Annotated in this window: 27 protein-coding genes; 16 read left to right on the top strand and 11 right to left on the bottom strand. The window is 44.3% G+C overall.

The annotated features are described in order from the left end of the window. Positions 1–618 precede the first annotated feature (618 nt). The 3 genes from ABD960_RS00395 to ABD960_RS00385 all read left to right on the top strand — a co-directional run bounded on the left by ABD960_RS00395 (position 619) and on the right by ABD960_RS00385 (position 3,231). Positions 619–1,989 carry a methyltransferase RsmF C-terminal domain-like protein gene (locus ABD960_RS00395; protein ID WP_345328809.1) on the top strand — a complete coding sequence of 457 codons (1,371 nt, stop codon included), beginning with the start codon at positions 619–621 and terminating at the stop codon, positions 1,987–1,989. 87 nt (positions 1,990–2,076) lie between these two features. Next, positions 2,077–2,736 carry a DUF6766 family protein gene (locus ABD960_RS00390; protein ID WP_345328807.1) on the top strand — a complete coding sequence of 220 codons (660 nt, stop codon included), beginning with the start codon at positions 2,077–2,079 and terminating at the stop codon, positions 2,734–2,736. A gap of 9 nt (positions 2,737–2,745) precedes the next feature. Then, complete coding sequence (locus ABD960_RS00385; protein WP_345328805.1) at positions 2,746–3,231, top strand: CinA family protein; 486 nt, start codon at positions 2,746–2,748, stop codon at positions 3,229–3,231. Here the strand turns inward: ABD960_RS00385 and ABD960_RS00380 are convergent. Then, on the bottom strand, positions 3,228–3,593 hold the full coding sequence (locus ABD960_RS00380; protein ID WP_345328804.1) for a CoA-binding protein: 366 nt from the start codon (positions 3,591–3,593) through the stop codon (positions 3,228–3,230). The genes ABD960_RS00385 and ABD960_RS00380 overlap by 4 nt on opposite strands. A 155-nt stretch (positions 3,594–3,748) precedes the next feature. Here ABD960_RS00380 and ABD960_RS00375 point away from each other — a divergent pair, with 155 nt between their 5' ends. The 4 genes from ABD960_RS00375 (at position 3,749) to ABD960_RS00360 (ending at position 5,725) form a co-directional block, all read left to right on the top strand. Further along, a complete protein-coding gene (locus ABD960_RS00375) occupies positions 3,749–4,294 on the top strand; it encodes a hypothetical protein (RefSeq protein WP_345328802.1) in 546 nt (181 codons plus the stop codon). Between the two features lie 182 nt (positions 4,295–4,476). Continuing rightward, positions 4,477–5,061: an RNA polymerase sigma factor gene (locus tag ABD960_RS00370; RefSeq protein ID WP_345328800.1), complete on the top strand. Its 585-nt coding sequence runs from the start codon at positions 4,477–4,479 to the stop codon at positions 5,059–5,061. Positions 5,062–5,073: 12 nt separating this feature from the next. Continuing rightward, positions 5,074–5,487: a hypothetical protein gene (locus ABD960_RS00365; protein WP_345328798.1), complete on the top strand. Its 414-nt coding sequence runs from the start codon at positions 5,074–5,076 to the stop codon at positions 5,485–5,487. Between the two features lie 19 nt (positions 5,488–5,506). Next, the gene (locus ABD960_RS00360) at positions 5,507–5,725 is read left to right on the top strand and encodes a hypothetical protein (protein ID WP_345328796.1); all 219 of its coding nucleotides are present in this window, start codon (positions 5,507–5,509) and stop codon (positions 5,723–5,725) included. On the opposite strand, the gene ABD960_RS00355 is transcribed toward ABD960_RS00360, so the two are convergent. Both ABD960_RS00355 and ABD960_RS00350 read right to left on the bottom strand, forming a co-directional pair. Continuing rightward, positions 5,722–6,216: a DinB family protein gene (locus ABD960_RS00355; protein ID WP_345328794.1), complete on the bottom strand. Its 495-nt coding sequence runs from the start codon at positions 6,214–6,216 to the stop codon at positions 5,722–5,724. The two genes, ABD960_RS00360 and ABD960_RS00355, sit on opposite strands and share 4 nt — an antisense overlap. 38 nt (positions 6,217–6,254) lie before the next feature. Further along, positions 6,255–7,802: an NAD(P)/FAD-dependent oxidoreductase gene (locus ABD960_RS00350; protein WP_345328792.1), complete on the bottom strand. Its 1,548-nt coding sequence runs from the start codon at positions 7,800–7,802 to the stop codon at positions 6,255–6,257. Positions 7,803–7,991: 189 nt separating this feature from the next. On the opposite strand from ABD960_RS00350, the gene ABD960_RS00345 reads away from it, so the two are divergent. Beyond that, entirely contained in the window at positions 7,992–8,561 is a 570-nt protein-coding gene (locus tag ABD960_RS00345; protein ID WP_345328791.1) for an RNA polymerase sigma factor, read from the top strand. 74 nt (positions 8,562–8,635) lie between these two features. On the opposite strand, the gene ABD960_RS00340 is transcribed toward ABD960_RS00345, so the two are convergent. Then, a complete protein-coding gene (locus ABD960_RS00340; RefSeq protein WP_345328789.1) occupies positions 8,636–10,924 on the bottom strand; it encodes a GH92 family glycosyl hydrolase in 2,289 nt (762 codons plus the stop codon). Positions 10,925–11,095: 171 nt separating this feature from the next. On the opposite strand from ABD960_RS00340, the gene ABD960_RS00335 reads away from it, so the two are divergent. From ABD960_RS00335 to ABD960_RS00315, 5 genes are all read left to right on the top strand, one after another. After that, positions 11,096–11,674: a LemA family protein gene (locus tag ABD960_RS00335; RefSeq protein ID WP_345328787.1), complete on the top strand. Its 579-nt coding sequence runs from the start codon at positions 11,096–11,098 to the stop codon at positions 11,672–11,674. Between the two features lie 163 nt (positions 11,675–11,837). After that, positions 11,838–12,272: a TPM domain-containing protein gene (locus ABD960_RS00330; protein WP_345328785.1), complete on the top strand. Its 435-nt coding sequence runs from the start codon at positions 11,838–11,840 to the stop codon at positions 12,270–12,272. A gap of 9 nt (positions 12,273–12,281) precedes the next feature. Continuing rightward, positions 12,282–13,076: a TPM domain-containing protein gene (locus ABD960_RS00325; RefSeq protein ID WP_345328783.1), complete on the top strand. Its 795-nt coding sequence runs from the start codon at positions 12,282–12,284 to the stop codon at positions 13,074–13,076. 57 nt (positions 13,077–13,133) lie between these two features. Next, positions 13,134–13,682, top strand: a complete 549-nt coding sequence (locus tag ABD960_RS00320) for a hypothetical protein (RefSeq protein ID WP_345328781.1) — start codon at positions 13,134–13,136, stop codon at positions 13,680–13,682. Continuing rightward, positions 13,669–14,220, top strand: a complete 552-nt coding sequence (locus ABD960_RS00315) for an NUDIX hydrolase (RefSeq protein ID WP_345328779.1) — start codon at positions 13,669–13,671, stop codon at positions 14,218–14,220. The genes ABD960_RS00320 and ABD960_RS00315 overlap by 14 nt, the downstream gene beginning before the upstream one ends. Before the next feature lies 1 nt (position 14,221). Here the strand turns inward: ABD960_RS00315 and ABD960_RS00310 are convergent, their stop codons facing one another. The 4 genes from ABD960_RS00310 to ABD960_RS00295 form a co-directional block, all read right to left on the bottom strand. Further along, positions 14,222–14,680, bottom strand: coding sequence for a nuclear transport factor 2 family protein (locus ABD960_RS00310; RefSeq protein WP_345328777.1), 459 nt, complete (start codon positions 14,678–14,680; stop codon positions 14,222–14,224). Between the two features lie 4 nt (positions 14,681–14,684). Further along, positions 14,685–17,024, bottom strand: coding sequence for a DUF6263 family protein (locus ABD960_RS00305; protein ID WP_345328775.1), 2,340 nt, complete (start codon positions 17,022–17,024; stop codon positions 14,685–14,687). A gap of 105 nt (positions 17,025–17,129) precedes the next feature. After that, on the bottom strand, positions 17,130–18,557 hold the full coding sequence (gene dnaA, locus ABD960_RS00300) for a chromosomal replication initiator protein DnaA (protein WP_232179121.1): 1,428 nt from the start codon (positions 18,555–18,557) through the stop codon (positions 17,130–17,132). Positions 18,558–19,012: 455 nt separating this feature from the next. Continuing rightward, positions 19,013–19,546 carry a DUF7935 family protein gene (locus tag ABD960_RS00295; protein ID WP_345328770.1) on the bottom strand — a complete coding sequence of 178 codons (534 nt, stop codon included), beginning with the start codon at positions 19,544–19,546 and terminating at the stop codon, positions 19,013–19,015. Positions 19,547–19,639: 93 nt separating this feature from the next. On the opposite strand from ABD960_RS00295, the gene ABD960_RS00290 reads away from it, so the two are divergent. Beyond that, complete coding sequence (locus tag ABD960_RS00290) at positions 19,640–19,987, top strand: HesB/IscA family protein (RefSeq protein ID WP_345328768.1); 348 nt, start codon at positions 19,640–19,642, stop codon at positions 19,985–19,987. A gap of 120 nt (positions 19,988–20,107) precedes the next feature. Beyond that, on the top strand, positions 20,108–21,349 hold the full coding sequence (locus ABD960_RS00285; RefSeq protein ID WP_345328766.1) for an ABC transporter permease: 1,242 nt from the start codon (positions 20,108–20,110) through the stop codon (positions 21,347–21,349). Between the two features lie 81 nt (positions 21,350–21,430). Here ABD960_RS00285 and galE read toward each other — a convergent pair whose 3' ends face one another. Together galE and ABD960_RS00275 are read right to left on the bottom strand one after the other, a co-directional pair. Beyond that, positions 21,431–22,456 carry a UDP-glucose 4-epimerase GalE gene (gene galE, locus ABD960_RS00280; RefSeq protein ID WP_345328764.1) on the bottom strand — a complete coding sequence of 342 codons (1,026 nt, stop codon included), beginning with the start codon at positions 22,454–22,456 and terminating at the stop codon, positions 21,431–21,433. A 12-nt stretch (positions 22,457–22,468) separates the two neighbouring features. Then, the gene (locus tag ABD960_RS00275; protein ID WP_345328762.1) at positions 22,469–23,449 is read right to left on the bottom strand and encodes a UDP-glucuronic acid decarboxylase family protein; all 981 of its coding nucleotides are present in this window, start codon (positions 23,447–23,449) and stop codon (positions 22,469–22,471) included. A 116-nt stretch (positions 23,450–23,565) separates the two neighbouring features. Between ABD960_RS00275 and ABD960_RS00270 the strand changes: the two genes are divergently transcribed. Further along, positions 23,566–24,753, top strand: coding sequence for a 3-deoxy-D-manno-octulosonic acid transferase (locus tag ABD960_RS00270; protein WP_345328760.1), 1,188 nt, complete (start codon positions 23,566–23,568; stop codon positions 24,751–24,753). Here the strand turns inward: ABD960_RS00270 and hemH are convergent, their stop codons facing one another. After that, a complete protein-coding gene (gene hemH, locus ABD960_RS00265; protein ID WP_345328758.1) occupies positions 24,754–25,773 on the bottom strand; it encodes a ferrochelatase in 1,020 nt (339 codons plus the stop codon). Positions 25,774–25,781 lie beyond the last annotated feature (8 nt).

Below are 25,781 nucleotides of genomic sequence, written 5' to 3'. Positions count from 1 at the left end.
ACTACTTTGCTGTTTTGGTTTCTGCTTGGGGTTAGTTGCTTTCGCCTTTCACCTTTCCGCTTTCGCCTTTCAAAGTAGCCCGCTACGCTACATGATTATCTTTTCCTTAAAGAACTTTATCGCCTCGCCTCACGGTTTGGCTGTATGTTATCCTGTCATTGCGACAGGCAAACTTTTCATTATTTTCTGCTTCAGAATTCGCTTCCGAAGTTTCCCTCGTTTTGGGTCTGCAAAGGTAGAAAACCTTTTCGCTTTTCCAAAATAAAAATTTTTATTTTTTTTATTCCGGTACAGACGCCTTAAACGCTCACTCTTCCTTCTTTGCAGACTAAAGAGCCCCGCCGTGGCGGGTCGCAAAGGTACAGGTTTTTATTAATTCTCAAAAAAGTATTTTTACTTTCTCAACTCAAATTAAACTCCTGTTGTTTCAAATAACTACCCACCTTGCTTTCAAAGCGGTCACAAATGTAGGCACAAAAACAGCCATCAACCAAAAATATTTTAAACTTTTTAAAAAAAATTCATAACTAACTGAAAAACAATCCACACATCAATTAAACAATACTTATAAACCTCATTAAAGCGGGTTAAATGATAGTTTTGTATCTTTGTTTATATATGAGTAAAGCCCTTTTTCCGCCTGGTTTTATTGGTTCGTTACAGTCTGAGCCCGGTTTTGACGAGCAAAGTTTTGTTGCAGCTCACGAAAATGAAGCGTCTGTGTCTATCAGATTGAACCCTTTTAAACCATCAGATATTAAAAAAGGAGCTCAGGTTCCATGGTATAAAGAGGGTTTTCACCTGGAGAAACGCCCGTCTTTCACATTTGACCCGCTGTTTCATGCCGGCGCTTATTATGTTCAGGAGGCATCATCAATGTTCATCGGGCATATATTTAATTATATAAAGCCGGATGGCGAACCTGTAAAAGTGCTCGACTTGTGCGCAGCGCCGGGTGGTAAAAGCACTTTGCTTAATTCGCTCCTTAGTAACACCGACTTATTGGTTGCTAACGAGATCATCAAAACGCGCGTACCTATATTGGCCGATAACCTTACCCGCTGGGGAACGGCAAACAGCATAGTTACTAATAACGATCCGCGCGACTTTACCAGACTGAAGGGTTTTTTTGATGTTATTTTGGTTGATGCCCCCTGCTCGGGCTCGGGTATGTTTCGTAAGGATGCGGCGGCAATGGATGAGTGGAGTCAGGCCAACGTAGTACTTTGCCATCAGCGGCAGCAGCGTATATTGGCCGACATATACCCTGCATTAAAAGAAGATGGTTACCTAATATATTCTACCTGCTCTTACTCGCATCAGGAAAATGAAGACGTGGTCGACTGGCTTTGTACTGAATTTGAAATGGAAAGCATCAACATTCCTGTACAGCCGGATTGGAACATCACCGTAAGCCGGTCTAAAGAAAAGGCTGCGTATGGATATCGTTTTTATCCGGGTAAAATATTAGGTGAAGGCCTTTTTGCAGCATGCCTTAAAAAAACTAAAGACAGCGGCGAACTTTCAGCCCATAAAAATAGCGGCCAACAAAAATTATCCGCTAAAGAAATTGAGCTGGTTAAGGCATACATTAATGATGCCGACAATTACTATTATTTAAAGGTTGCTGATGATTGGCTGGCCATTGATAAGCATCATCACGAAAGCCTGAATATACTGCACAAGCATCTGTACATAAAAAAATCCGGTGTGCGCATTGGCAAAATTGCCGGTCGGGACCTGGTGCCTGACCATGAGCTTGCGCTAAGCACTATTATTAATAAAGATGCCGTTTTGCAAACACCACTTAATTATGATAAAGCAATTGCTTATCTGCGTAAAGATAATTTGGTTTTAAACACAACCGAAAAAGGCTGGAGCCTGATGACCTATGAAGGCTTGGCCCTGGGCTGGGCAAAGCTGCTTCCGAACCGCGTAAATAATTATTACCCTAAAGAGTTGAGGATTTTATCGGCACAGCCGGTTTAAAATCAGATGATAATATTTTCTTAGAAAGAAAACACACTTAAACATTTCAGGAATTAGACGGTTATCATTCCACATAACCGTTAAGTAATGAAAAAGCGCAGCTTTTTTTATCGTAATAGCCTGAGCATAGTTTTTGTTTCGCTATTTTTATTTACACTGATAGCACAAGCCTTTACCGGCTGGAAAGAAAATAATAAAGAAATAATGGAAGATGGCGGGCAGCCGGAAACCTTTACGGAATACCTGCAATCAGGCCATTTCATATCCGCCACCTTTGAAAACTTTCAGAGTGAATTTTTACAGATGGCACTTTATGTATTGCTCACCGTAGGCCTTCGCCAACGTGGATCAGCGGAATCAAAAAAGATTGATGAGCCGGAAGAGGTTGACCGCGAGCCGGTGCCGGGGCCCGACGCGCCCGGACCCGTTAATAAGGGTGGTTTTATACTCAGACTGTATAGCCATTCTTTATCCATAGCCTTTTTTACGTTGTTTTTTATAAGCTGGGGGTTGCATTTGTATGGTAGCTGGCAGGATAATAATGAACAGCAGATATTAAAAGGTTTACCAACTGAAAGTTTAGGCCAGTTTGTTACCGAGCCGCTTTTTTGGTTTGAAACTTTTCAAAACTGGCAGAGCGAGTTTTTATCGGTGGCATCAATAGTTATACTCACCATTTTTTTACGACAAAAGGGCTCGCCGGAATCAAAACCGGTGGATGCCCCCCACATGGAAACGGGCAAATAAATTATTACTATGGCTGAAACAAAAATTACCGAATGCGGAAAGCTGCTTGCCGAGAAAGGATTGACCATCGCTTTTGCCGAAAGTGCAACTGCCGGGTGGCTATGTTCAGAGTTTGCCCTCGCGCCGGATTCAGGCAAAATACTTAAAGGTGGTGTTGTTTGTTATGATGCTGCTATAAAAGAGTACCTGTTAAAGGTGCCGAAGGACCTTATTAAAAAATATACGCCCGAGTCGGCTGAGGTGACCAGTGAAATTGCAGAGAAGCTGAAAGCGCTTATTAAAGCCGATATTCATATAGGCGTTACCGGCCTTACCACAGCGGGGGGCAGCGAGACTCAGGACAAACCTGTAGGGACGATATTTGTACATATGATCATACAGGATAAACACATCCCTTATCGCAGGGAATTTAAAGGCACCGCCGAAGATATTATTCATCAGACGGTTAGATGTGTAGCTGAATTGCTGATGGATGAAGTAAATAAATTGGATTAATACTGTCCTGTAGATAACATCACCAGCGTACAGGCGTATATGGTTTCAATACCCTGCGCTTCAGCTTTGCGACGCAACTCGCCATTCTCGGTACCCGGATTAAATATTATGCGCTGCGGATGGGTCTCCAATATATAATCATATAACGGCGGCAGGTTATTAGTACCTACATATAAGGTAATGGTATCAATATCATGGTGAATCTGCTCCGGCTTTTCAATAGCTACACCGGCAACCTCGCCACGCTTTGATCCCACATTTACAATGCTGTGCCCGTGGCTTACTAACCGGTTCGCAGCCAGGTAAGCGTATCGCCCCGGATCGGGGGTAGCGCCTAATATCAATGTCTTCTTATTTGCCATAACTTAAATTTAACGGGCTTCGGTGCCGTATTGTTTCGATAGACATAGTCACATTCAACCAATCAAAAATTTAACCAATTGTAAAATATTTAACTAATAAGCTTTCAAATGCCAAAAGTTAATTCTATGTTTGTGATAATCAGAAGCCTATCACTATGAGAAAAGCCTTTTATACCGCCTTAATCCTGTTCATTACACATAATGCTATTGCACAAAGCGATACTTTTCAGCTTGTAAGCAACATTTATCCTGCGGAGTCATCGTCAGTGGAGATAAAACGTACGAAATACGACGTCGACAAAGTACGCGGATTATCTGTTGCCATAGTGCAGTCGAACGGGGCGGAGGGTAACACGGTCAGCATATCCGCGCGGTTAGGCTCCGGCAGTTCGAGGCGGCTATATAGCGCTACACTCAGCCAGGATGAACTGGTGCGCTTGCAAGAAGTGGTAGATAACTTGATTTCAGATCAATATAAACGCTCAACTAATGACCCGAAGGTGTGCTGCTTTTCGGCTGAAGGTGGCTTTACCGTAACCACCGGTTATACGAATGAATTTTTAAGCGATAAGGTAGATTGCTTTCTTACGCTGCAACTGCAATCGGGCGAAAGCCGTTCTAAAGCATACTTAGGGAAATCTGATCTGAAAAAATTGAAAGAAGTATTAAGCCAAGCTAATACCAAGCTAAAAGGCTTTTAAAAGTTAAATCAGGATATATATAATGCCGGCGTTCGCCTGAACACCGGCATTTTTTGTGCGATTAATATTACCTTATTTCTTTATTTAACGCGATGTTACAACAGCGGGTACTTCGCATCTAAATGAAAAAATTGAAAAAGTTTAAAATGTTTTGAAGGCAGCTTCGTCTTCACTATTATATAATGAATACGCTCGCTACAACCATAATGCCCCACGAAAAACAGAACAGCATCATACAAACCATGGCGTCGTATGGCAGCAAGCTGTTTGGCTTTATTCGTAAGCGGGTAAAAAACGAGGCGGATGCTGAAGACATACTGCAGGATGTTTGGTATCAGCTTAGCGCAGTAGTTAATGCCGAACCCATTGAACAAACCGGGGCATGGCTTTTCAGGGTGGCCCGCAACAAGATCATCGATAAGCATAAAAAGAAATCAGAGAGCCTGCTTGATGATTTGGCCCCCGGTAATGACGACGATGCCGACGACATGGGTTATTTTAAGGACTTGCTGCTAACCGAGACTAAAACGCCGGAGAGCGAATACATACGCGGCCTTTTTTGGGATGAGCTTTTTATAGCGCTTAATGAACTGCCCGAAGAACAGCGGCAGGTATTTACCTGGCATGAACTGGACGGAATACCCTTTGCAGAAATAGTTGAAATGACCGGCGAAAAAGAACAAACGCTGGTATCGCGTAAGCGGTATGCCGTACTGCACCTGCGCAAACGCCTGCAACAATTATATAAAGAGATTACACAATATTAAAGACATACAACAATGAAACAGTTTTTTTTTAAAGGCAGGTTTATATTTATTCCGCTTGCTTTTGCAGCCTGCATATCTGCCGTAAGTTTTGTGGTGATGCAGTTATGGAACCACCTGCTGCCGGATATTTTGCACGTTACCACCATTAACTTTTGGCAGGCCATGGGCATATTTATTTTATGCAAGATACTGTTTGGCTTTGGCGGCAAGAGCGGACCGGGCAACGCGCCCTGGGCACGCCGCCGCATGATGGAGCGCTGCAAAAACATGAGCCCCGAGGAGCGCGAAAAATTCCGTACCGAGCTGGAGAACCGCATGTGCGGCTGGGGAAAGCGCCCGTTTGGCAGGCGGGACAGCAATTTTGACGATAGGTTTAAAACTAATACCGAAAGAACTTCGCCACAGGCCGACACACCATCTGTTTAATTTTAACCCCTGCAATTATATGGAAGTGCTTGTATTTGCAACTAACGTTACCAGCAAGGTGCAAGTGAGCCGGGTACAAAACCTGCTCGCCAATTTAACAACCATTATTGACTGGAACTTTGACCTGGACGAATGTGATAATATTTTACGGGTGGTATCTACCAATATTTCGCCACGATATATTGAAAACCTGCTGCACTCAGCAGGGGTAAATTGCCGGGAGTTAGCCGAATATTAAACAACGCCGCCCAGCATCCGGTTTAAAATACCTATCTGCCCTGCGTGATAGACATGATGCTGTATTAAGCCGTTTATTAATTGCTCATAATTTACGCCGGCGCCTAAGCCCGGCTCATTACGGTCATCATTAGTAAGCTCACCCCATTTTGATTCCGGAAATTTTTCGATAAGGCCGATGAGGTTTACGTTGGCCAGTTTCAGATCGTTCACCATCGTTTTCCAACGTTCTTCATCGGGCGTACCGGCATCTGGCCAGTCGCCACCGGCGGGTAGGGTTGCTGTTTTGTCGTTCAACCGTTCAGAAACCTCTATGGTCCAGCCAAGCATGTGCAATACAATTTCAGCTATGCTGTGCGCCCCATTTCCAGGCCGCTCATAAGCGATCTCAAAACTGATCTTGTCAATTGTTTCGTGAACCGCCGGGCCGTACCAAGCATCGCCCGACAATATTTTCTCCAGTTCCTGCGAAAGTTTTTCGGATATGATCATACCTATTTAACCGTTAACGGGCAAATAGGTTGATATAATTACAATGTTTTCGCTGCCGCCAATGCGCAGTTGATGCCATCAATAGCAGCAGAAATAATGCCGCCCGCGTAACCGGCACCTTCGCCGCAAGGGTATAATCCGGCTATCTGCGGGTGCTGCAAGGTTTCCTTATCCCGCGGTATTTTAACAGGCGACGAGGTGCGCGATTCAACACCCACCAAAATAGCCTCATTAGTATAATAGCCCTTCATCTTTTTACCGAACACAGGCATGGCTTTTCGCAGCCGCTCGCTTATCCATCCGGGTAAAACTTCATTCAGCTGTACGCTCTTGGTACCGGGCAGGTAGGAGTTTTGCGGCAGATCGGCAGATAAGCGTCCTTCAAAAAAATCGACCATGCGCTGTGCCGGGGCTACCAGTTTACCGCCACCAGCACGAAATGCCGCCTGCTCCACCTGCTGCTGAAATCGCAGCATTTTAAAAGGATCGGCATCGCTGCCCTGCACATCCTGCAGATTTATTTGTACTACCGTGCCCGAGTTGGCATAAGGGTTATTACGCTTTGACGGGCTCCAGCCGTTAACCACAATCTCGTCCACATCGGTTGAGCATGGTGCAATAATGCCGCCCGGACACATGCAAAACGAAAACACTCCCCGGCTATCCACCTGCTCAACCAAACTGTAGTATGATGGCGGCAGGTACGGCCCGCGACTATCGCAGTGGTATTGCGCCCGGTCAATTATTTCCTGCGGATGCTCAATGCGTACGCCCAGCGCAAAAGGCTTGGCCTCAATCAGTATGTTCTGCCGGTGCAGCATCTCAAAAATATCTCGTGCCGAGTGGCCTGTGGCCAGTATCACCGCCTTAGCTTCTATCTTCTCCCCGCTTTCCAACTCAACACCGTTTATTTTACCAAAGGATACCAATAACGAGGTTACCTTTTTATTAAAATGCACCTCGCCGCCGGCGTTCAAAATGGTTTCGCGCATGGCGGTGATGATCTGCGGCAGCTTGTTGGTACCGATGTGCGGACGCGCATCTACCAAAATATCTTCATCGGCCCCGTGTGCCACAAAGGCTTTAAGTACCTGGTTAACATTACCCCGCTTGGTACTGCGGGTGTACAGCTTACCATCGGAATAGGTGCCTGCCCCGCCCTCGCCAAAACAATAGTTTGATTCGGTGTTAACTAAACCCTGTTTGTTGATGTTGGCCAGATCGCGGCGGCGCTGCTTTACATCCTTACCGCGCTCGATGATGATCGGCTTTAGTCCCGATTCTATACATTGCAAGGCGGCGAACAATCCCGCCGGGCCAGCACCTACAATGATAACCGGCTTGGCGTTACTTACATCAGGGTATTTAATGGTATAATGATCGGCCTGGTAAGGCTCATCAACAAACACCTGCACCTGCATACGGTAAACCACACGCCGGCCGCGTGCATCAATAGAACGCTTAACTATTTTTACGCCGTTTATTTTTTTAACAGGAATTTTTAGGGATGCGGATGCCAGCTCTTTTATAACTGTTTCATCCTCATGCTGCCCGGGAGGGCATACAATTTCAACTTCTTTCACCATGTTTTATGCCGGGTTTTTATCCCGGATGATGCAAAGTTAATTAATCGGCATTAAAAAGCGTACGGTGGGGTACATCGAACGTCCGTTATCGAACGGTAACACTAATCAATATAAAATAAAAACACTGACTAACAGACACTTATAAAAAAGGCATCTGTTTTGGCATAGACGGTTCAAATACAGATCACAATGAAAACCGCCGAAAATCGCTTAACCCAGATATGGGATGGATGCCTGAACAACAACCGCCGCGAGCAAGAACTATTATATAAATTAATGGCCCCTAAAATGCTGAGTGTATGTATGCGCTACGCGCAGGATAAAGATGAGGCCCAGGATATTTTACAGGAAGGCTTTATAAAGCTGTTTAAAAATATGCACAACTTTAGGGGCGAGGGCAGCCTGGAAGGCTGGATCCGCCGCATTATGGTACATGCCGCTATATCGCGCTACCGTAAACTGAAGTCTATTGTTTTGGTGGATGATTTTAGCGCTACCGACGCTTACAAAACCGGCAGCAGCTACAACAGCAACCGCCTTGAAACTGCTGAGCTGATGAACATGATACAGGAGCTGCCGGCAACCTATCGCTCCGTTTTTAACATGTACGCAATTGAAGGTTACTCGCATCAGGAGATAAGCAATACCCTTGGCGTAAGCGAACTACTATCACGCACTACACTGCATCGAGCCCGTACTATATTGAAAAACAGGATTAACCTGCTTACAAAAGCAGAACAGCATTGCCTTGCAAGCTAAAGCTGCACCGGCAATGCTGTTCAATTTGTTGTTACAATTAACAGAGGATAATCACAAACCTCTGCGTTTTGTTACTATTTGTGTTTGCTGCTCATGTAAAAGGTGATGTTTCCACCATTCATAATATCAGCATTTGAGAGCGAAAGGCTATTGTAAGGCTTGCCGTTCAGCTCTATTTTTTGCACATAAACATTTTTAGGCCCCTGATTTTTTACTGTTATCTTAAAAGTTTTGCCTTTTCCCACTTTCACTTCAGCGCCATTTACTGCCGGGCTACCGATAGAGAACTGATCGCTACCCGGCGCAACCGGGTAAAAACCTAAAGTAGTAAATATGTACCAGGCGCTCATCTGGCCGGTATCATCATTGCCGCCCAAACCATCAGGCGTTGGTTTATACATCAGCGGCAATATCATGCGTACGCGTTCCTGGGTTTTCCATGGCTTGCTTGTCCAGTTATACAGGTAAGCTACGTGGTGCGATGGCTCGTTACCGTGCACATAATTACCGATAATACCGTCGCGGGTAATATCCTCTGTTTCGGCAAAGTATTTATCAGGCAGGTGCATGGTAAATAATGAATCAAGGTAGCGCACAAAACGGGTTTCGCCGCCCATCAGTTTTATCAAACCTTCCGGGTCCTGCGGAGCAAATAAGCTGTAGTTCCAAGAGTTACCCTCAATAAAACCGGCGTTATGCGTACTTAGCGGGTCAAACTCTTTGCGGAAAGTTCCGTCCAGGTTTTTCGGGCGCATAAAACCAATGCTGGCATCATACACATTCTTATAGTTTTGCGAGCGTTTGATGAACTCCTCGTAAATATCATTACGGCCTAACTTTTTCGCCATCTGCGCTATCGCCCAGTCATCATAAGCGTATTCCACGGTTGATGAAACCGATATACCCGAACGCTCGTTAGGGATGTAACCATGATCGATATACTCGCCAATACCCTCATAGCTCCGTTTGCGGGCGGTGGCCACGCAGGCATCAAGCGCCTTGTTAGCATCAAACGGCGCGTTACCTTTTACAACGGCATCAGCAATTACTGATACGGAATGGTAGCCACTCATACACCAGTTCTCGTTTGCAGAGTTTGACCATACCGGCAACATGCGCTCCGGGCTTTGATCAAAATGGGCCAGCATTGATTTTACCATATCGGCATTACGTTCCGGGTGAATAATATTGAACAGCGGGTGCAGTGCCCGGTAGGTATCCCACAACGAGAAGGTGGTATAATTTGTAAAGCCCTCGGCCTTGTGCACATTCTGATCTAAACCTTTATACTGGCCATCTGCATCCATATAAATGGTCGGGTTGATCATGGTGTGGTACATCGAGGTATAAAAGTTTTGCTTGGTGGTCAGGTCGCCATCAATGGTAATGCGGTGCAACTCATCTTCCCATTGTTTCTGGCCATCCTTTTTCACTTTATCAAAATCCCAGCCCGGTACTTCGGCTTTCATGTTGTTTAAAGCGCCGTCCATGCTCACCGGTGATAATGCGAATTTGATCTTGATCTTTTCGCCCTCCTGGGTATCAAAGTCGAAATAAGCACGTATTTGTTTGCCCGCTATCTCCGGGAAGTTTTTGCTTTGATTGAACTTGCCCCAAAAACCGCCGTATACCTGGCGTGCATCGTACTTTTTAAAGCCATGTTGTTTAAACGGTTTTGAAAAAGCCATGGCAAAGTACAGCGTACGGGTACGCGCCCAGCCATTGGTTTGGCGGTAACCTACTATCAGGCTATCGTTAATCACCTTAACGTACGTCCATACCGGCTTATCAGGATAATTGTATATGCCTGCCATCAAATCAAGTATAATGTGCGATTGATCAGACTTAGGAAAAGTGTACTGATGAAAGCCCACACGTGTACTGGTGGTCATCTCGGCGGTAATATTGCTGGCATCCAGCTTAACCTTATAGTAGTTGGCCTCGGCGGTTTCATTTTGATGCGAGAATGCTGAGCGATAACCGCTGCCCGGTTTATCAGCCGTGCCCGGATTCAATTTTAACTGGCCAACTGTAGGCATAATTAAAAAGTCGCCAAGGTCTGAGTGGCCGGTACCGCTAAAATGGGTATGGCTAAAGCCTACAATGGTTTTATCATCATACTGGTAACCGGCGCAATATTTATAAACGTCGGGGTTATATTTCCCGTTCAGTTCGTAGCTTACTGTATCTGTTTCGGGGCTTAGCTGCACCATGCCAAACGGCACGGTAGCTCCCGGGTAGGTATGGCCCATACGTTGGGTGCCGATAATGGGCTTAACGTATTGCACCAAAGAAGCATCTTTTTTTTGTGCGAATGCGCCGAGGGATAGCGACATCAGCAATATGGTAAATCGTTTTTTCATTTAAATCGAGGTTGTCCTAATATTTGGCTAATGTAACGTAAAATATGCAACTTTAATAAACAGTGGAGCCATATCAGCGCATTTTTTGCCAAACTGTCATTAAAATGCGCTTTTGTAACATCGGTATGCCATTTGTTATCTAATTTGTAAATTCACAACAAAAACTACACAATGAAAAAGCTATTTTCTGCCATACTTATTTTAGTAGCGGCCATGTCGTTAAGCTCATGCAGCTATAACAGCATGGTTAAACTGGATGAAAACGTTAAAAGCAAATGGGGTGCGGTACAAAGCCAGTATCAGCGCCGTGCCGATTTGATACCTAACCTGGTAAATACCGTTAAAGGCGCTGCCAACTTTGAAAAAGGTACGCTTACCGCTGTTACCGAAGCACGCGCCAAAGCAACATCTGTACAGGTAGACCCTACTAAACTCACCCCCGAATCGATAAAATCATACCAAGCCGCGCAAGGCGAGTTGAGCGCCGCGTTAGGCCGTTTACTTTCGGTAACTGAAAACTACCCGGACCTGAAGGCGAATGAAAACTTCAGAGATCTGTCGGCTCAGTTAGAAGGTACCGAGAACCGTATCAATGTTGCCCGGTTAGACTTTAACCAGGCTGTACAGGATTACAACAGTAAAATCAGGGCTTTTCCGGCTAACCTGACAGCCAAAATGTTTGGCTTTAGCGAAAAAGGCTACTTTACTGCCGAAGCCGGTGCCGAAAAAGCGCCAAAGGTTGAATTTTAATATAAGAATTACACTGATTATTGAGTGATTTCACTGATATAAGGATATGATTAAGCGAATTTTTCTTTTCATACTCAATCGGTGAAATCACATAAATAACAATCCGTGAAATCCAATCTTATTAATCGGTAAAATCTTAACATATCGGTGAAATCACACAACAATGAATTTATTTAACGACGAGGAACAGCAGCGCATACAAAAAGCTATTGAGGAAGCCGAGCGGTCAACCTCTGGCGAGATACGCATCTGTATCGAAAAAAAATGCAGCGAAGATGTGCTGGATCGTGCCGCCAAATACTTTTACCAGCTTAACATGGATAAAACCAAGCTGCGTAACGGTGTGCTTATTTACCTGGCCACGGTTGACCGTAAGTTTGCCATTATTGGTGATGCGGGTATAAACCGGGTTGTTCCGGCTGATTTTTGGGATTCGACCAAAGAAAAAATGCTGGCCGAATTTAAATACGGTAACCTTGCCGAGGGTATAATTACCGGCATCAGCATGGCGGGGCAGCAGCTAAAAAAATTCTTTCCGTTTACGGATGGCGACAATAACGAACTGCCTGATGATATTGTTCAAATGAACGGCGATTAAACTATCAAGATGTTTAAAAGATATATATTACTTTTTTGCTTAAGCCTGGCCGCAATGGCCGGTTTCGGACAGGAAATACCACCCAAGTCGACAACATTAGTTACCGATTATACCAATACGTTGAGCGCCGGTGATAAGCAACGGCTTGAGGATAAACTGGTAGCCTTTGATGATTCCACCTCTACACAGATCGCCATCGTTATCATGCGTTCAGTTGGCGAATATGACATCGGGGAATACGCCATAAAGCTTGGCAGGGCCTGGGGCATTGGCCGCCAGGGCAAAAACAACGGTGTATTAATATTGGTTGCCAAAGAAGACCGTAAGCTTACCATACAAACCGGTTACGGTGTTGAGGGCGCTTTGCCCGATGCCGTTACGCGCCAAATACGCGAGAACGATATTAACCCGCGCTTTCGCGAAGGCGATTTTTATGGCGGTTTAAATGCCGGTGTCGACCAGATCATCAAGTACACCAAGGGCGAATACAAAGCCGAAGCAAAGCCTAAAAAGAGAGATAAAGGTGGTTCGGGAGCCGGTGTTTTGATTGGCATAATCGTAACCGTTATCATCGTAATAATCATCAGCAGGCGTGGCGGCGGCGGCGGTGGACGTATTATCGATCGTCGAGGCGGAGCCGATCCGTTTTGGTGGTTCCTGGCTGGCAATATGTTGGGTAACAGTGGTCGTGGCGGCGGTGGCTGGGGTGGTTTTTCAGGTGGCGGAGGTGGCTCCGGCGGCGGCGGTTTCGGTGGCTTTGGCGGCGGTAGTTTTGGCGGTGGCGGCAGCAGCGGCAGCTGGTAAAATAAATTAAGCCTAATCGTTTAACCTTTAGCCATTTAGTCACTACTGTAATAATCAATGTATTTATTAAAAGTTGATCTGATCAAGAATTCCCTTTTTTCCGGATTATTTCTTTTTGTAATTAGCATATTATTGTTTTTTATTAAGGCAGCAAGTGTACTTTTAGTCTTTGCGGCTTTGATGCCGGGCTTTTGCTATGGCATTGTATTGAGCTTAAATGAAAAAAGCATACGCTCTCCTGGATTAATTATTTGGGCATCTACAATCATCTATACTGGTTGCTTCTTTATGTTAAACTTAAAAGATGACTCGCTTTGGTTTATTTTAAGGTTGATGTTAGCAAGCTCAATAGGATCTATGTTACTTTTTTTATCCTATTATTTTATTATAAACCGCAGTTATCATTTCAAAAGAACACTCTTGTGTATGATGCTATTAGGCTTGAGCGCAAGTATCCCTTCGGCGATATGTTATTATTTGCTTAAGATAACTCACTATGAAATATTTTTTCTTGCCATATTCATTATTTTCCCGATATGGCAAATAGCTTTTGCTGCATTATTAGATAAATGCTTAAAAAAATCATTTGTACATGAACAATCTTAACTGGAAAGTTTGCGAATCAACCTATTTGCATAAAGGCCCCTGGGCTACCCTGCGCAGCGACAAATGTGAAATGCCTGATGGCCGCGTGGTTGAACAGTATTATGTGCTTGAATACCCCGATTGGGCGAATGCCGTAGCCATAACCGAAGATAATAAAGTACTTTTGGTGACACAATACCGTCATGCAGCCAACGTAGTATCGCTGGAAATACCGGGCGGCGTTATTGACGAGGGCGAGGAGCCGATCGAAGGTATGCGCCGCGAATTGCTGGAAGAAACCGGCTACCGGTTTGATGATATTGAGCTGGTAACCACCACCTACCCTAACCCGGCCACATCAAATAATCGAACGTTTTGTTACCTGGCACGTGGCGGTAAAAAAGTGCAGGAGCAACATCTGGACGAGCATGAACAACTCGTGGTTACCGAGCATACCATAGCAGAAGTTAAACAACTATTGGCCGATGGTAAAATAACACAGGCGCTGCACTGTACAGCCCTGTTTTACGCCTTAATGAAACTCGGAGAGTTGAAGTAAACTACTCCGGGCAGTTATCCTTGCGGCGGGTATCAACAATATAGATCACCTTCCAGCCATCAGCGGTTTTCATCAACTGGAAAAAGTTAACACCGCAATGGCTGAATTTATCGCTCACATAGAATTTATACGGTGTCCATACGCTGGCCAGGTTATCGTCAATCTTAATGTCGCCAAATGTGATGCGCTCGTCCCAAACATCCGTATGCGGTGTACCTACGGCCTTTAAAAATTCAGCCGGTTTTTCGGTCATCAGCACTTTGCTGCCATCCCTTTTATTGGCTACCGTTTGCAATACCATATCTTTATGAAAAACGGTGCGCAACAGCGTGCTGTCGCCTTTTTTCATAGCGGCGAATAAAGTGTTAATGGTTTTCTTAACCGCTTCGTTTTCTGCCTGCTGACTAAAAGCCTGGCCTGCCGAAATAACAAGCAGACACAGTGTAAAAAATTTACGCATATAATTAGTTTGATGCATAAAGCTGGTTAAACTTCTTCAAAATTGCAAGCCAGTCGGCCCCGAAATTAATGTTAATCATTTTGCCATCCGGCGATATCAATATCTTTGAAGGATAACCCCTGATCTTGTATGTTTTCTCCACTTCCCGATCTGACATCAGTACCGGAATGGTGAATTTATTTTCAGCCAAATAAGCTTTCACTTTGTCCTGCGTGTCATTACAAGCTATACTTAAAAAGTTAACTCCGGCATACTCGCCTTTTGTTATATCCTCATTAAACTTATTTACTCTTGGCATCTCTTCGCGACACGGGCCGCACCAGGTTCCCCAAAAATCAAGTACCAGCCATTTGTCGCGATAGGTATTTAGTTTATGCTCTTTACCTTCAATATCCTTCAATACAAAATCAGGCGCTTGCTGCCACGAGCTTACAACGTTGCTTACAAAAAATGTTTTAAATGCCTTATCCGGGAATTTAGCGGTATATATCTTCTCCATTTCATCCAATCGCTCCGGGTTTACATTTACGTGTTCTGCAAAAATGGCGAGCGCTTGTTGTTCATCGCCTGTTTTAAATAAGCGGTCAATAAATTCCTCGCGGTAGCTCTCCTGCGATTTAAGGAATACCCTATCGTAAAAACTGGTATAGGCCTTTTCCTTATTACTTTTTGGCGAGTACTGCGCCGCCTTTGCCAGGTATTGTAAAGCCTTAACCGAGTCGGCAGGTTTGGCTGCCGTGTATTTCAGGTAGTATGCATGGGCAAGCAAATTTTGATGTGCATACCTGTCGCTGTTAAGCGTATCAGCCGTATATTTTTCAAGTTTGGTGATGGTTTTATTAAGCAAATTATTCGCTGCCCCTTTTTCACCTCCCGCATATAACATGTTATAAACAAGCATGGCATACCTGCCGCTATTGGTTGCTTTACTTGTGGCATCATCCATATTTTCAAGTGCGCGAGTGGCATCCAATAACTGCTTTTTATTATTCGGCTGAGCTTTCGCTTTAACCCAAATATACAGTCCCTTGCTTTTTTGGCTAACGCCGGCAAGCTTCGAGGCGTTCATCATTTCGATCAGTTGCAGGGCATTTATAACTTTCTTTTTATGATCAGAGATCGCTTCTGCTGTTTCGGCATCACTTACCTTACGTTCGCGCATAACTTTTCGAAAATCCTCTTCCGAAAAATCGTCAAGATAGCTTTGTGCCAATGATTGTTGTATCCAACTACTAAACGATGGATTAACATGAAAGTATTTGATGATATCATAAGTTGAATCAGGCGATTGCTTTAAAGAATTCCCCAGTTTGTTATAAAAATGAACACCCATCGGGTCAATAAGATGATTAGGGCTTCGCATGAGCACGCTTTCATAAAGCTCATAGCTTTCCTCTAAATCAAGCTTTTGTATCGCGCTCAATTTAGCATTACAGTAATACGCGTCATTTTTAAATAACGGGTCATAAATCTTAAATAAGGCAAATGTTTTTGCCGAATCATTTCGTGTACCTTTTTTTAAAGCTTCGCTCCAATAGCTCATTCGTACCGCCATATTTATCCAGGCGGTATCTAATGCCGGAATTTGAGTATTGTAGGTTATTTGACAGGTGCGATCGCCATCATTTTTATATATTGGCCGCGCGTTTGAATCGATATACAAATAACTTTCCGTCGACTTTTGTATCAATCCGGTAACATCGTTATATACAAGTTGGTGACTATATCTTTTATGTTGCTGTGTATTAACCGGCGATACCACAATATCCAGCAAAGCGCCTTTTATGGCCACTACTTTATACCGGTTATCTCCAACGATCCACTCCGATCCATAGGTTATTTTTTTATCAGGCAACTTCAAAAACAACATTTGTATATCGTTTTTCAAGGCCTTATAATTATCTACAAATTGATTATAGATACCTTCCTTTAAAACCCATTTGTTTTTGGCCGCTGTAGCAATTTCGTCAAGACCGTTAATATCTCCTATTATACCCTTTTTATCCACCGTTACCTTAAACGGAGTATTTAGCAGCGCCAATTTTTCAACCACGCCTGAGTTACTGAAGTCTGTTTCTCTGATCTTATCCGTATTTAAATTAAAGCGATTTCCTTCGTCCCGCTTTTTTACACCGACGAGCCGGCAATCATAAACCGTACTTCCGTCAGCATTTTTACTGAGCGGCGTAAAATGATATACCAGCGTTTCGCTGCCATTAAATGTGCCGCTGAAATTATTGGTGTAACTATAAGTGAACGGTTTTGCTACCTGCGCTTTAACCGGTATAGAAAACAGAAAAAGAGATATTGCTACAAGGCAGGCTTTAATTGGTTTAATTGACATAGATAAAGGTTTTTGTAAATATATCATTTTATTAACCAATTTATTACGCTAAAAAAATGGCCGCATGTTTTACACGCGGCCTTTTTATATTGTTGAAACGAGAGGTTAGCTCATTTTAAGTTTCTTTTGGATGTCGGCAACGTAGCCTTTAAATTTTTTGTCGGTGTCGATAAGGTCTTCAACGGTTTGACATGCGTAGATTACGGTTGAGTGATCCCGGCCGCCAAAAAAGTGGCCGATAGATTTTAATGAACTTTTGGTGTGTGCTTTAGCCAGGTACATGGATATCTGGCGGGCCTGTACAATTTCGCGCTTACGGGTTTGTGATTTCACCATCTCGATAGGCACTTCAAAATACTCGCAAACCAGGCTTTGTATATACTCCATCGAAATTTCTTTAGAGGAGTTCTTCACAAAGTTTTTCAGCATTTGCTTAGCCAGGTTCAGGTCTATCTCCTTACGGTTAAGCGTTGATTGCGCCAGTAATGATACCATGGCGCCTTCCAGTTCGCGCACGTTGTTATCAATATTATGGGCCACATACTCCAGTACCTCGTTTGATATATCGATACCATCCTGGTAGATCTTGTTTTTAAGGATGGCCATACGGGTTTCCAGGTCAGGCACCTGCAAATCGGCTGAAAGGCCCCATTTAAAACGCGACAGCAAACGCTCTTCTAAACCTGCCAAATCCTTTGGTGCTTTATCTGATGTAATGATCAGCTGCTTACCCGACTGATGCAGGTGGTTAAATATGTGGAAGAAGAAATCCTGTGTTTTTTCTTTACCGGCAAAGTTGTGCACATCATCCATAATGAGTACATCAATGGCCTGGTAAAAATTCACAAAATCATTAATGTTGTTATGCTTAAGCGCGTCAACAAATTGTTGGGTAAACTTTTCGCACGATACATAAAGCACCAGCTTATCGGGCAGTGATTTTTTGATCTCGTTGCCAATGGCCTGCGCCAGGTGGGTTTTACCTAAACCAACACCGCCGTAAAGCATCAGCGGGTTAAATGAGGTACCACCCGGTTTTGCCGCTACCGCGTAGCCTGCCGAACGGGCAAGGCGGTTACAATCGCCCTCAACAAAATTTTCAAAGGTATAATTGCGGTTAAGCTGCGGGTCAACATTCAACTTTTTCAATCCCGGTATCACAAAAGGGTTTTTAATATCCTTATTAATTGCGATAGGAATAGGCATTGATTGGTTTTTGGCCTCGGCACCATTACCGTTTGATGGCATATTGGTAGTATAAGGCTTGCTTGATGACGATTGCTCAACCACAATGTTGTACTCCAGGCGGCCTTCATCGCCCAATTGCTTCTTAATGGTTTTACGTAACAAACCTACGTAGTGTTCTTCGAGCCACTCGTAAAAAAATAAGCTGGGCACCTGTATTGTCAGAACACTGCCTTCCATGCGCAAAGCTTTAATTGGCTCAAACCAAGTTTTGAAACTTTGGGCTGGTATGTTGTCCTTAATTATCTGAAGACAGCTATTCCAAACGTTGATACAAGTTTTTTCCATATATAGAATTTCAGTAATTTGTTGATTTACAATCCCCGAACAAAACAACCTGCCGGGGTAGTACGGAACATCGAATATTGAAAAAAAAAGCCGATTAAAAAATTAAATTTTATCTTTTTAAATTTTATTCTTTTTGAAATTTTAGCTTCAAAATGTTGAAAAATTCGTAATTATCCACACAAAATCGTTGCGATTTTAACAAAGTGAATTATTTAGCTTTAAGTTAAATATTTAACTATTTCAATATTTAAAAATCCGGGAATCCGGATCGTTTTGATGTTCATTTTAAAAGGCTTTTTTGAAGTATTTGTTTGTGGAAAAAGCGACTTTTTTAACATTTTCCATAAACGACTGAACTCCAATAAATAACCTTGAACTACCCCAATTAATCGTTGAAAACTTTCGGCGTAAGCCTTGGTTTTTGTTCAAAAATTCGGGGCGGCAAAGATATAAAATCAACTCATTAATTTATGGGCTTCGGTACGAATTATTGCAGCGGCGGTTGTATAGGGGTCAGGCTGCATAAGGCTTAATTGCTGCAGGATGATCTTGGCCAGTTCAACGCCCCTGGCCTCTGCAGCTTGCAGGCGCGCCGCCTCGTTTAATATATTAATGGTATCATCCTTTAGCTTGGTCATAATCTCCCAGGCCTGCTCACTCACGTACACCTGCTGCGTAATGTTATGCTGATACTCGTTGCGTATTTCGGTTATTACCAAACGGTGCAGTTCATCAGCCTGGAACGTTGCAGCGCCAATGCGTACAAACAGGTTTGACGGATTAATACGGTCAATAAATAAAACTACACGCTCGTAAGCCTGCAACTTCAGCATCAACGATGGATCAACCGCCGGCTTGGCGTGCTGCGCAATTAATTTGCGTTCAAGCCTGTCCAGGTAAGGCTTTAATAAATAAAAGGCCACCCACACAATGCCAACACCGGCAAGGGTAGTTTTTAAAACATCAATAAGCAGGGGATATAAATTCATGAGACGGTAAATGTTATGCGCCCGTCATAAACTTGGCGGGGCCAACAAAAATGTGTATTTTACATTATATTTGTGAATTAACAATTAAATAAGATGAGTATAGCTGTTGAGACCGCTCCGGTAAGCTTTACACCGGGCGCTGTAAAGGAACTGTTAAAACTAAAAGATCAGCAGGAGATTGGGGATGATTTTGGCTTACGCGTTGGCGTTGAAGGTGGCGGCTGCTCGGGCATGAACTACGTTTTGGGCTTTGACCAAAAGAAAGACGGCGACCAGGAATATTATATTGACGGCATAAAGGTATTTATGCACAAAGCGCACGGCCTATACCTGGCAGGTATGCAAATTGATTTTCAGGATGGCTTGAATGCTCGTGGCTTTACCTTTAACAACCCTAATGCTGCCAGCACCTGTGGCTGCGGAACATCATTTTCGGTTTAACAAGATATTTAATAGAATGAAAGCAGCCCGCAAGGCTGCTTTTTTTATGCCTCGCTTATTTATTATTATACAAATGTAACAAACCGGGCAGGCGCATAGTCTTAACCCCAAGTTTTAATTATGGCGGTAAAAACTACCCTTCGCGAAAATCTGGCTATTGCCTTGCAGTCTATCAGCGGCAATAAACTGCGTACATCCCTTACAGCGCTTATTATATCAATAGGTATAATGGCATTGGTAGGCATACTTACCGCTATTGAGGGCATAAAGCAATTTACTAATGATGCCTTTGCCGGGCTTGGGGCAAACTCCTTTACCATACGTAACATGGGGCAAGACCTCAACTTTGGCCCCGGCGGCGCACGCAAGGCATATCCCTCTATTCGCTACGACCAGGCTGAACGCTTTCGCCGTAACTTTAATTTGCCATCATCTATCTCCATCAATCTATCGGTAAGCGGATCGGCAATTGCTAAATATGGTAACGAAAAAACCAACCCTAATATATCGGTAACAGGCACTAACGAAAACTATATTCAAAACAGCGGGTATAAGCTGGCGGCCGGCCGCAACTTCTCTACCTCAGAACTTGAACATGGCGATAACGTGGTGATAATTGGGGACGAAATAAAAAAGACGCTCTTTAAAAATAACGACCCGCTTAATAAATCCGTATTTATCGGTAGCAATCAGTTCCGCATAATTGGAGTGCTGGCCTCAAAGGGCTCAGGCTCGCAATTTGGCGGCGATAAATTTTGCCTTATCCCGGTATTTAAAGCAAAGCAGATCATCATCACCAAAAACCCATCCTTTGAAATAACCGTAGCCGTAAAAAGCGCGGAAGCACTGAATGCCACGGTTGACGAGGCTACCGCCCTGTTCCGTAACATACGCGGGTTAAGCGTTGGCCAACCTCAGAATTTTGACGTTGACCGCAGCGATGCCATACAAGAACAACTGAATGGCCAGATGGCTGCGCTTACCGCGGCAGGCCTGGTAGTAAGTGTTATCACTCTTTTAGGTGCAGCTATCGGTTTGATGAATATTATGCTGGTATCGGTAACAGAACGTACCCGAGAGATCGGGTTGCGTAAATCAATAGGCGCAACGCCATCAGTTATCCGGAAGCAATTTTTGCTTGAGGCCATTGTAATTTGCCTTATAGGCGGCGTAGGCGGCATAGTTTTAGGAATGGCCATTGGCAACCTGATAGCTGTTAACATCAGCGGATCATTTGCTGTGCCGTGGTTCTGGCTGATTGTCTCGCTGGTTGTTTGTACATTCATCGGCCTTACATCCGGCTATTACCCGGCAAAAAAAGCATCCAAGCTCGATCCGGTTGAGGCATTACGATACGAATAGAACCAGCCATCACAATAAAACAAAAGCCCCGGTGGATAATTATATCTGCCGGGGCTTGTTTATTAAAAGCGGTTTGACTGCTTATCCTATAGGGTTTTGGGCGATATATTTTTCCCATGCCCAGGCTGATGACATCATTTCATCTAAGCCAAGCTCGGTTTTCCATCCCAGTTTTTCGGTTGATTTGCTCACATCTCCCCATACCTGCTCAACATCGCCGGGGCGCGGGGCGCCTATCTGGTAGTTTAATTTAACTCCTGTAGCTTTCTCAAACGCGGCGATTACCTCTAGTACCGAGCTGCCCGTGCCTGTACCCAGGTTAAATACGTCGTAACCGCTAAAGCTTTCCTGCTCGGCAAGCTTTAAGGCAGATACGTGCGCTTTGGCCAGGTCAACCACGTGTATATAGTCGCGGATACAGCTGCCATCAGGCGTATTGTAGGTATCGCCAAACACAGTGATCTTTTCGCGTTTGCCAATGGCGGTTTGTGTAATGAACGGCACCAGGTTTTGCGGCACGCCTATCGGCAGCTCGCCTATCAGTGCGGTTTCGTGCGCGCCAACGGGATTAAAGTAGCGCAAGGATATTACCTTGTAAGGAGTACCTGATGCTACCATGTCCTTTAATATTTCTTCAGCCACCTGTTTGGTATTACCATAAGGGGATTGCGCTGGTTGTATAGGCGCGTCCTCGGTAACGGGCAGCTTCTCCGGCTGGCCATATACGGTACAGCTTGATGAGAATACAAAGTTTAAAGGTTTGCCATAGTAACCGTTGAGCAGGTTTATCAGCGAGTAAAAGTTATTGCGGTAGTATTTTAAGGGATGTGCAACCGACTCCCCTACGGCTTTAAATGCCGCAAAGTGGATGATGCCCGCAATATCATTCTCGGTAGCTACCAGATTAGCCACGGCCTTTTCATCGCAAAGGTCAACCTGGTGAAATACCGGTTTGTAGCCGATGATCTTGGTAAGCTGATCGAGTATCTTAGGCTGAGAGTTTGAAAGATCATCAACTATTATCGGTTCGTAACCCGAGTTTACTAGTTCAACAACCGTATGCGAGCCGATATAACCCAGGCCGCCGGTTACTAATATTTTTGCCATTAGTTAAGAGGTTTATTTATTGTAGTTTGAAAAATCCTTGTGCTGTATCTCATGTTCCGGCAACGATTTGAAATAATCATACGTAATTTTCAAACCCTCGCTGCGCGATACTTTAGGCTCCCATCCTAACAGCTCTTTAGCCTTTGTAATATCCGGGCGGCGTTGTTTAGGGTCGTCAACCGGGAGCGGCAAACTTATTAATTTTTGGTCGGTTCCGGTAAGTTTTATTATTTCTTCGCCAAACTCGCGTATCGTAATCTCGTCAGGGTTACCAATGTTAACCGGCTGCGCGTAATCACTGAACAGCAGGCGGTAAATACCTTCAATCAAATCGTCAACATAACAAAACGAGCGGGTTTGCGAACCATCACCAAACATGGTTAGCGATTCTCCCCTCAAGGCCTGGCCAATAAAAGCCGGCAATACCCTCCCATCATTCAGGCGCATACGCGGACCATAAGTGTTAAATATGCGCACAATGCGGGTTTCCACACCGTGAAAGGTATGGTAAGCCATGGTCATGGCTTCCTGAAAACGCTTGGCCTCGTCATACACACCACGCGGACCAACCGGGTTTACATTACCCCAATACTCCTCGGGCTGCGGGTTAATGTTCGGATCGCCATATACTTCGGATGTGGAGGCAATCAGCATACGCGCGCCTTTAGCCTTGGCCAAACCCAAGAGGTTATGCGTACCTAATGAGCCTACCTTAAGCGTTTGGATAGGAATCTTCAAATAATCTATCGGGCTGGCAGGAGAAGCGAAATGCAGGATGTAATGCAGATCGCCGGGTACGTGCACAAAGTTTGAAACGTCATGATGATAGAACTCGAAGTTCTCCAGCTTAAACAAATGCTCAATGTTACGCAGGTCGCCGGTGATCAGGTTATCCATGCCGATAACGTGGTAATCCTCTTTAATAAACCTGTCGCAAAGGTGCGAGCCTAAAAAGCCCGCGGCCCCGGTAATAAGTATGCGCTTTCTTGCCATGCCTGTATGTTATTTGAAATTGATGCGTTAGTATTTGTACTTTTAACCCCGACGAATATAAACATTCATCGCCCAAAATGTTTGCGCTTTATAATATTGGAATACGTTTATACTATTTGATAATCTGGCTGGCTTCGTTTTTTAACCCAAAGGCAAAGCTTTGGATAAAAGGGCGCAGGCAGCAATCATTTGTACGTTATCACAACAGTATTTGGTTTCATTTTGCATCATTAGGTGAGTTTGAGCAGGGCCGCCCGGTGCTTGAACAAATGAAGCTAACTTATCCTGACCGGCCTATCGTGATCACTTTTTTTTCACCATCAGGTTACGAGGTACGTAAAAATACGCCCCTGGCCGATGCGGTATACTACCTGCCGCTGGATACCCGTGGTAACGCGGCGCGCTTTATTAATACCATCAACCCATCCATCGTTATATTTACCAAATACGAGTATTGGTACCATTTTTTTGCGCAGCTATATAAGCGCAGGGTACCGTTATATATAATATCGGGCATATTCAGGGATGGGCAGGTGTTTTTTAAGTGGTATGGCGGCATGCACCGCAAAATGTTAAAATGCGTACGCCATTTCTTTTTGCAGGATGAGCATTCCAGACAATTACTGGCAGGCATCAACATAAACAATACTACCGTTAGCGGCGATACAAGGTTAGATCGCGTGTGGACTAATGCCTCCAACCCCAAACAATTACCGGAAATTGAGCAATTCATCGGCAGTCACAAAACCATGATCTGTGGCAGCACCTGGCCCGATGATGAAAAATTGCTTGCTGAATTAGTGAGTGAATACCCGGAGTGGAAATTTATTTTCGCCCCTCATGAGCTGAGTATGGAGAAAATAAACCACTTAGCTGATTTATTGCCGCCCGATAGTTGCATAAAATATTCGGCGCTACCAATAACCGAAGGCGATAATAATCGTCAATGCCTGATTATTGATAATATGGGTATGCTATCATCGCTATACAAATACGGGTATATGGCTTATATTGGCGGCGGCTTTGGCGTGGGCATACACAATACGCTGGAGGCTGCGGCTTTTGGCATCCCGGTAATATTCGGACCAAACTACCATAAGTTTAATGAAGCCAAAGCACTGATATCACTTGAGGCCGGTTTCAGCATCAGTAATGAGGCAGAGCTAAGGGCGATTGTTGAAAAGCTGACAACTGATATAGCATATTATACCGCAAGCAGCCAACAGGCAAAACAATACGTAGATACACAAAAAGGCGCTACCGAAAAGATAGTGAGCTTTATTAGAAATTCAGCAACCGCCTGATTAGTTATTGCGCACCATACGCTCCAGCGCGTCAATAAACACCGGCGAATCGTTCAGGCTTTCAACCAGCTGTACTTCCTGGCCGCCAAGGGCTTTAAACTCGGCGCCGTATTCTTCGGTAACTTCGTAAACAGTTTCCAGGCAATCAGCAACAAAAGCCGGGCAAAAAACCAGCAGACGTTTTTTGCCTTCTTTGGCCAGTTTGTGGATAATCTCGCTGGTGTACGGCTGCACCCATGGATCATTACCCAGGCGCGATTGAAAGCAAACGGTATAATCTTCCTTAGCGATATTCAGCTCGGCGGCTATCAACTTAGCGGTGTGGTATGATTGTGCCGAATAGCAAAATTTATTTTTATCGTTAATAGTCTGGCAGCAATCGTTCACCTTCAGGCAATGGCTGTGGGTATGATCGGCTTTAATTAACTGACGCTGCGGCAGGCCATGAAAGCTGAACAGGATATGGTCGTACGATGCCGGGTTGTATTTGCGGGCATTATCGGCAAAGGTTTTGATCACCAAATCGTCATCATAAAACGAGTTGATGAATGATACCGGCGGCGGCGTAGGCCAATCCTTCATCAGGCGCATTACCTTTTCGTAAACCGAACCGGTACTTGCCGAGGCATATTGCGGGAACAGCGGGATCACCTGAACGCTGTCAACAAGGGCATTTTTCAGGTTTTCAAGAGCTAATTCAATAGATGGGTTTTGGTAGCGCATGGCCAGCTCGACCATATACCCGTCGCCCAGGCGCTGCTGCAAGGCATCGCGCTGTAAAATGCTGTAGTATTTTAATGGCGATCCGGTTTTATCGTCCCATATCTCCTTATATAACTTAGCTGATTTAGGCGCCCTGAACGGTACAATCACTCCCTTCACCAAAAAGGTACGTAAGGCAGCATTTACATCTATCACCCGCGCGTCCATCAAAAATTCATCCAGATAGCGGCGCACATCTGCGGTTGACGGACTATCAGGCGTACCTAAATTCACTAATAATATTCCCTTTTTTGCCATAATATTTT

This window comes from Mucilaginibacter defluvii (genome assembly GCF_039543225.1).
Taxonomy (GTDB): Bacteria; Bacteroidota; Bacteroidia; order Sphingobacteriales; family Sphingobacteriaceae; genus Mucilaginibacter; species Mucilaginibacter defluvii.
This window is presented reverse-complemented; position numbering and strand designations above follow the sequence as displayed.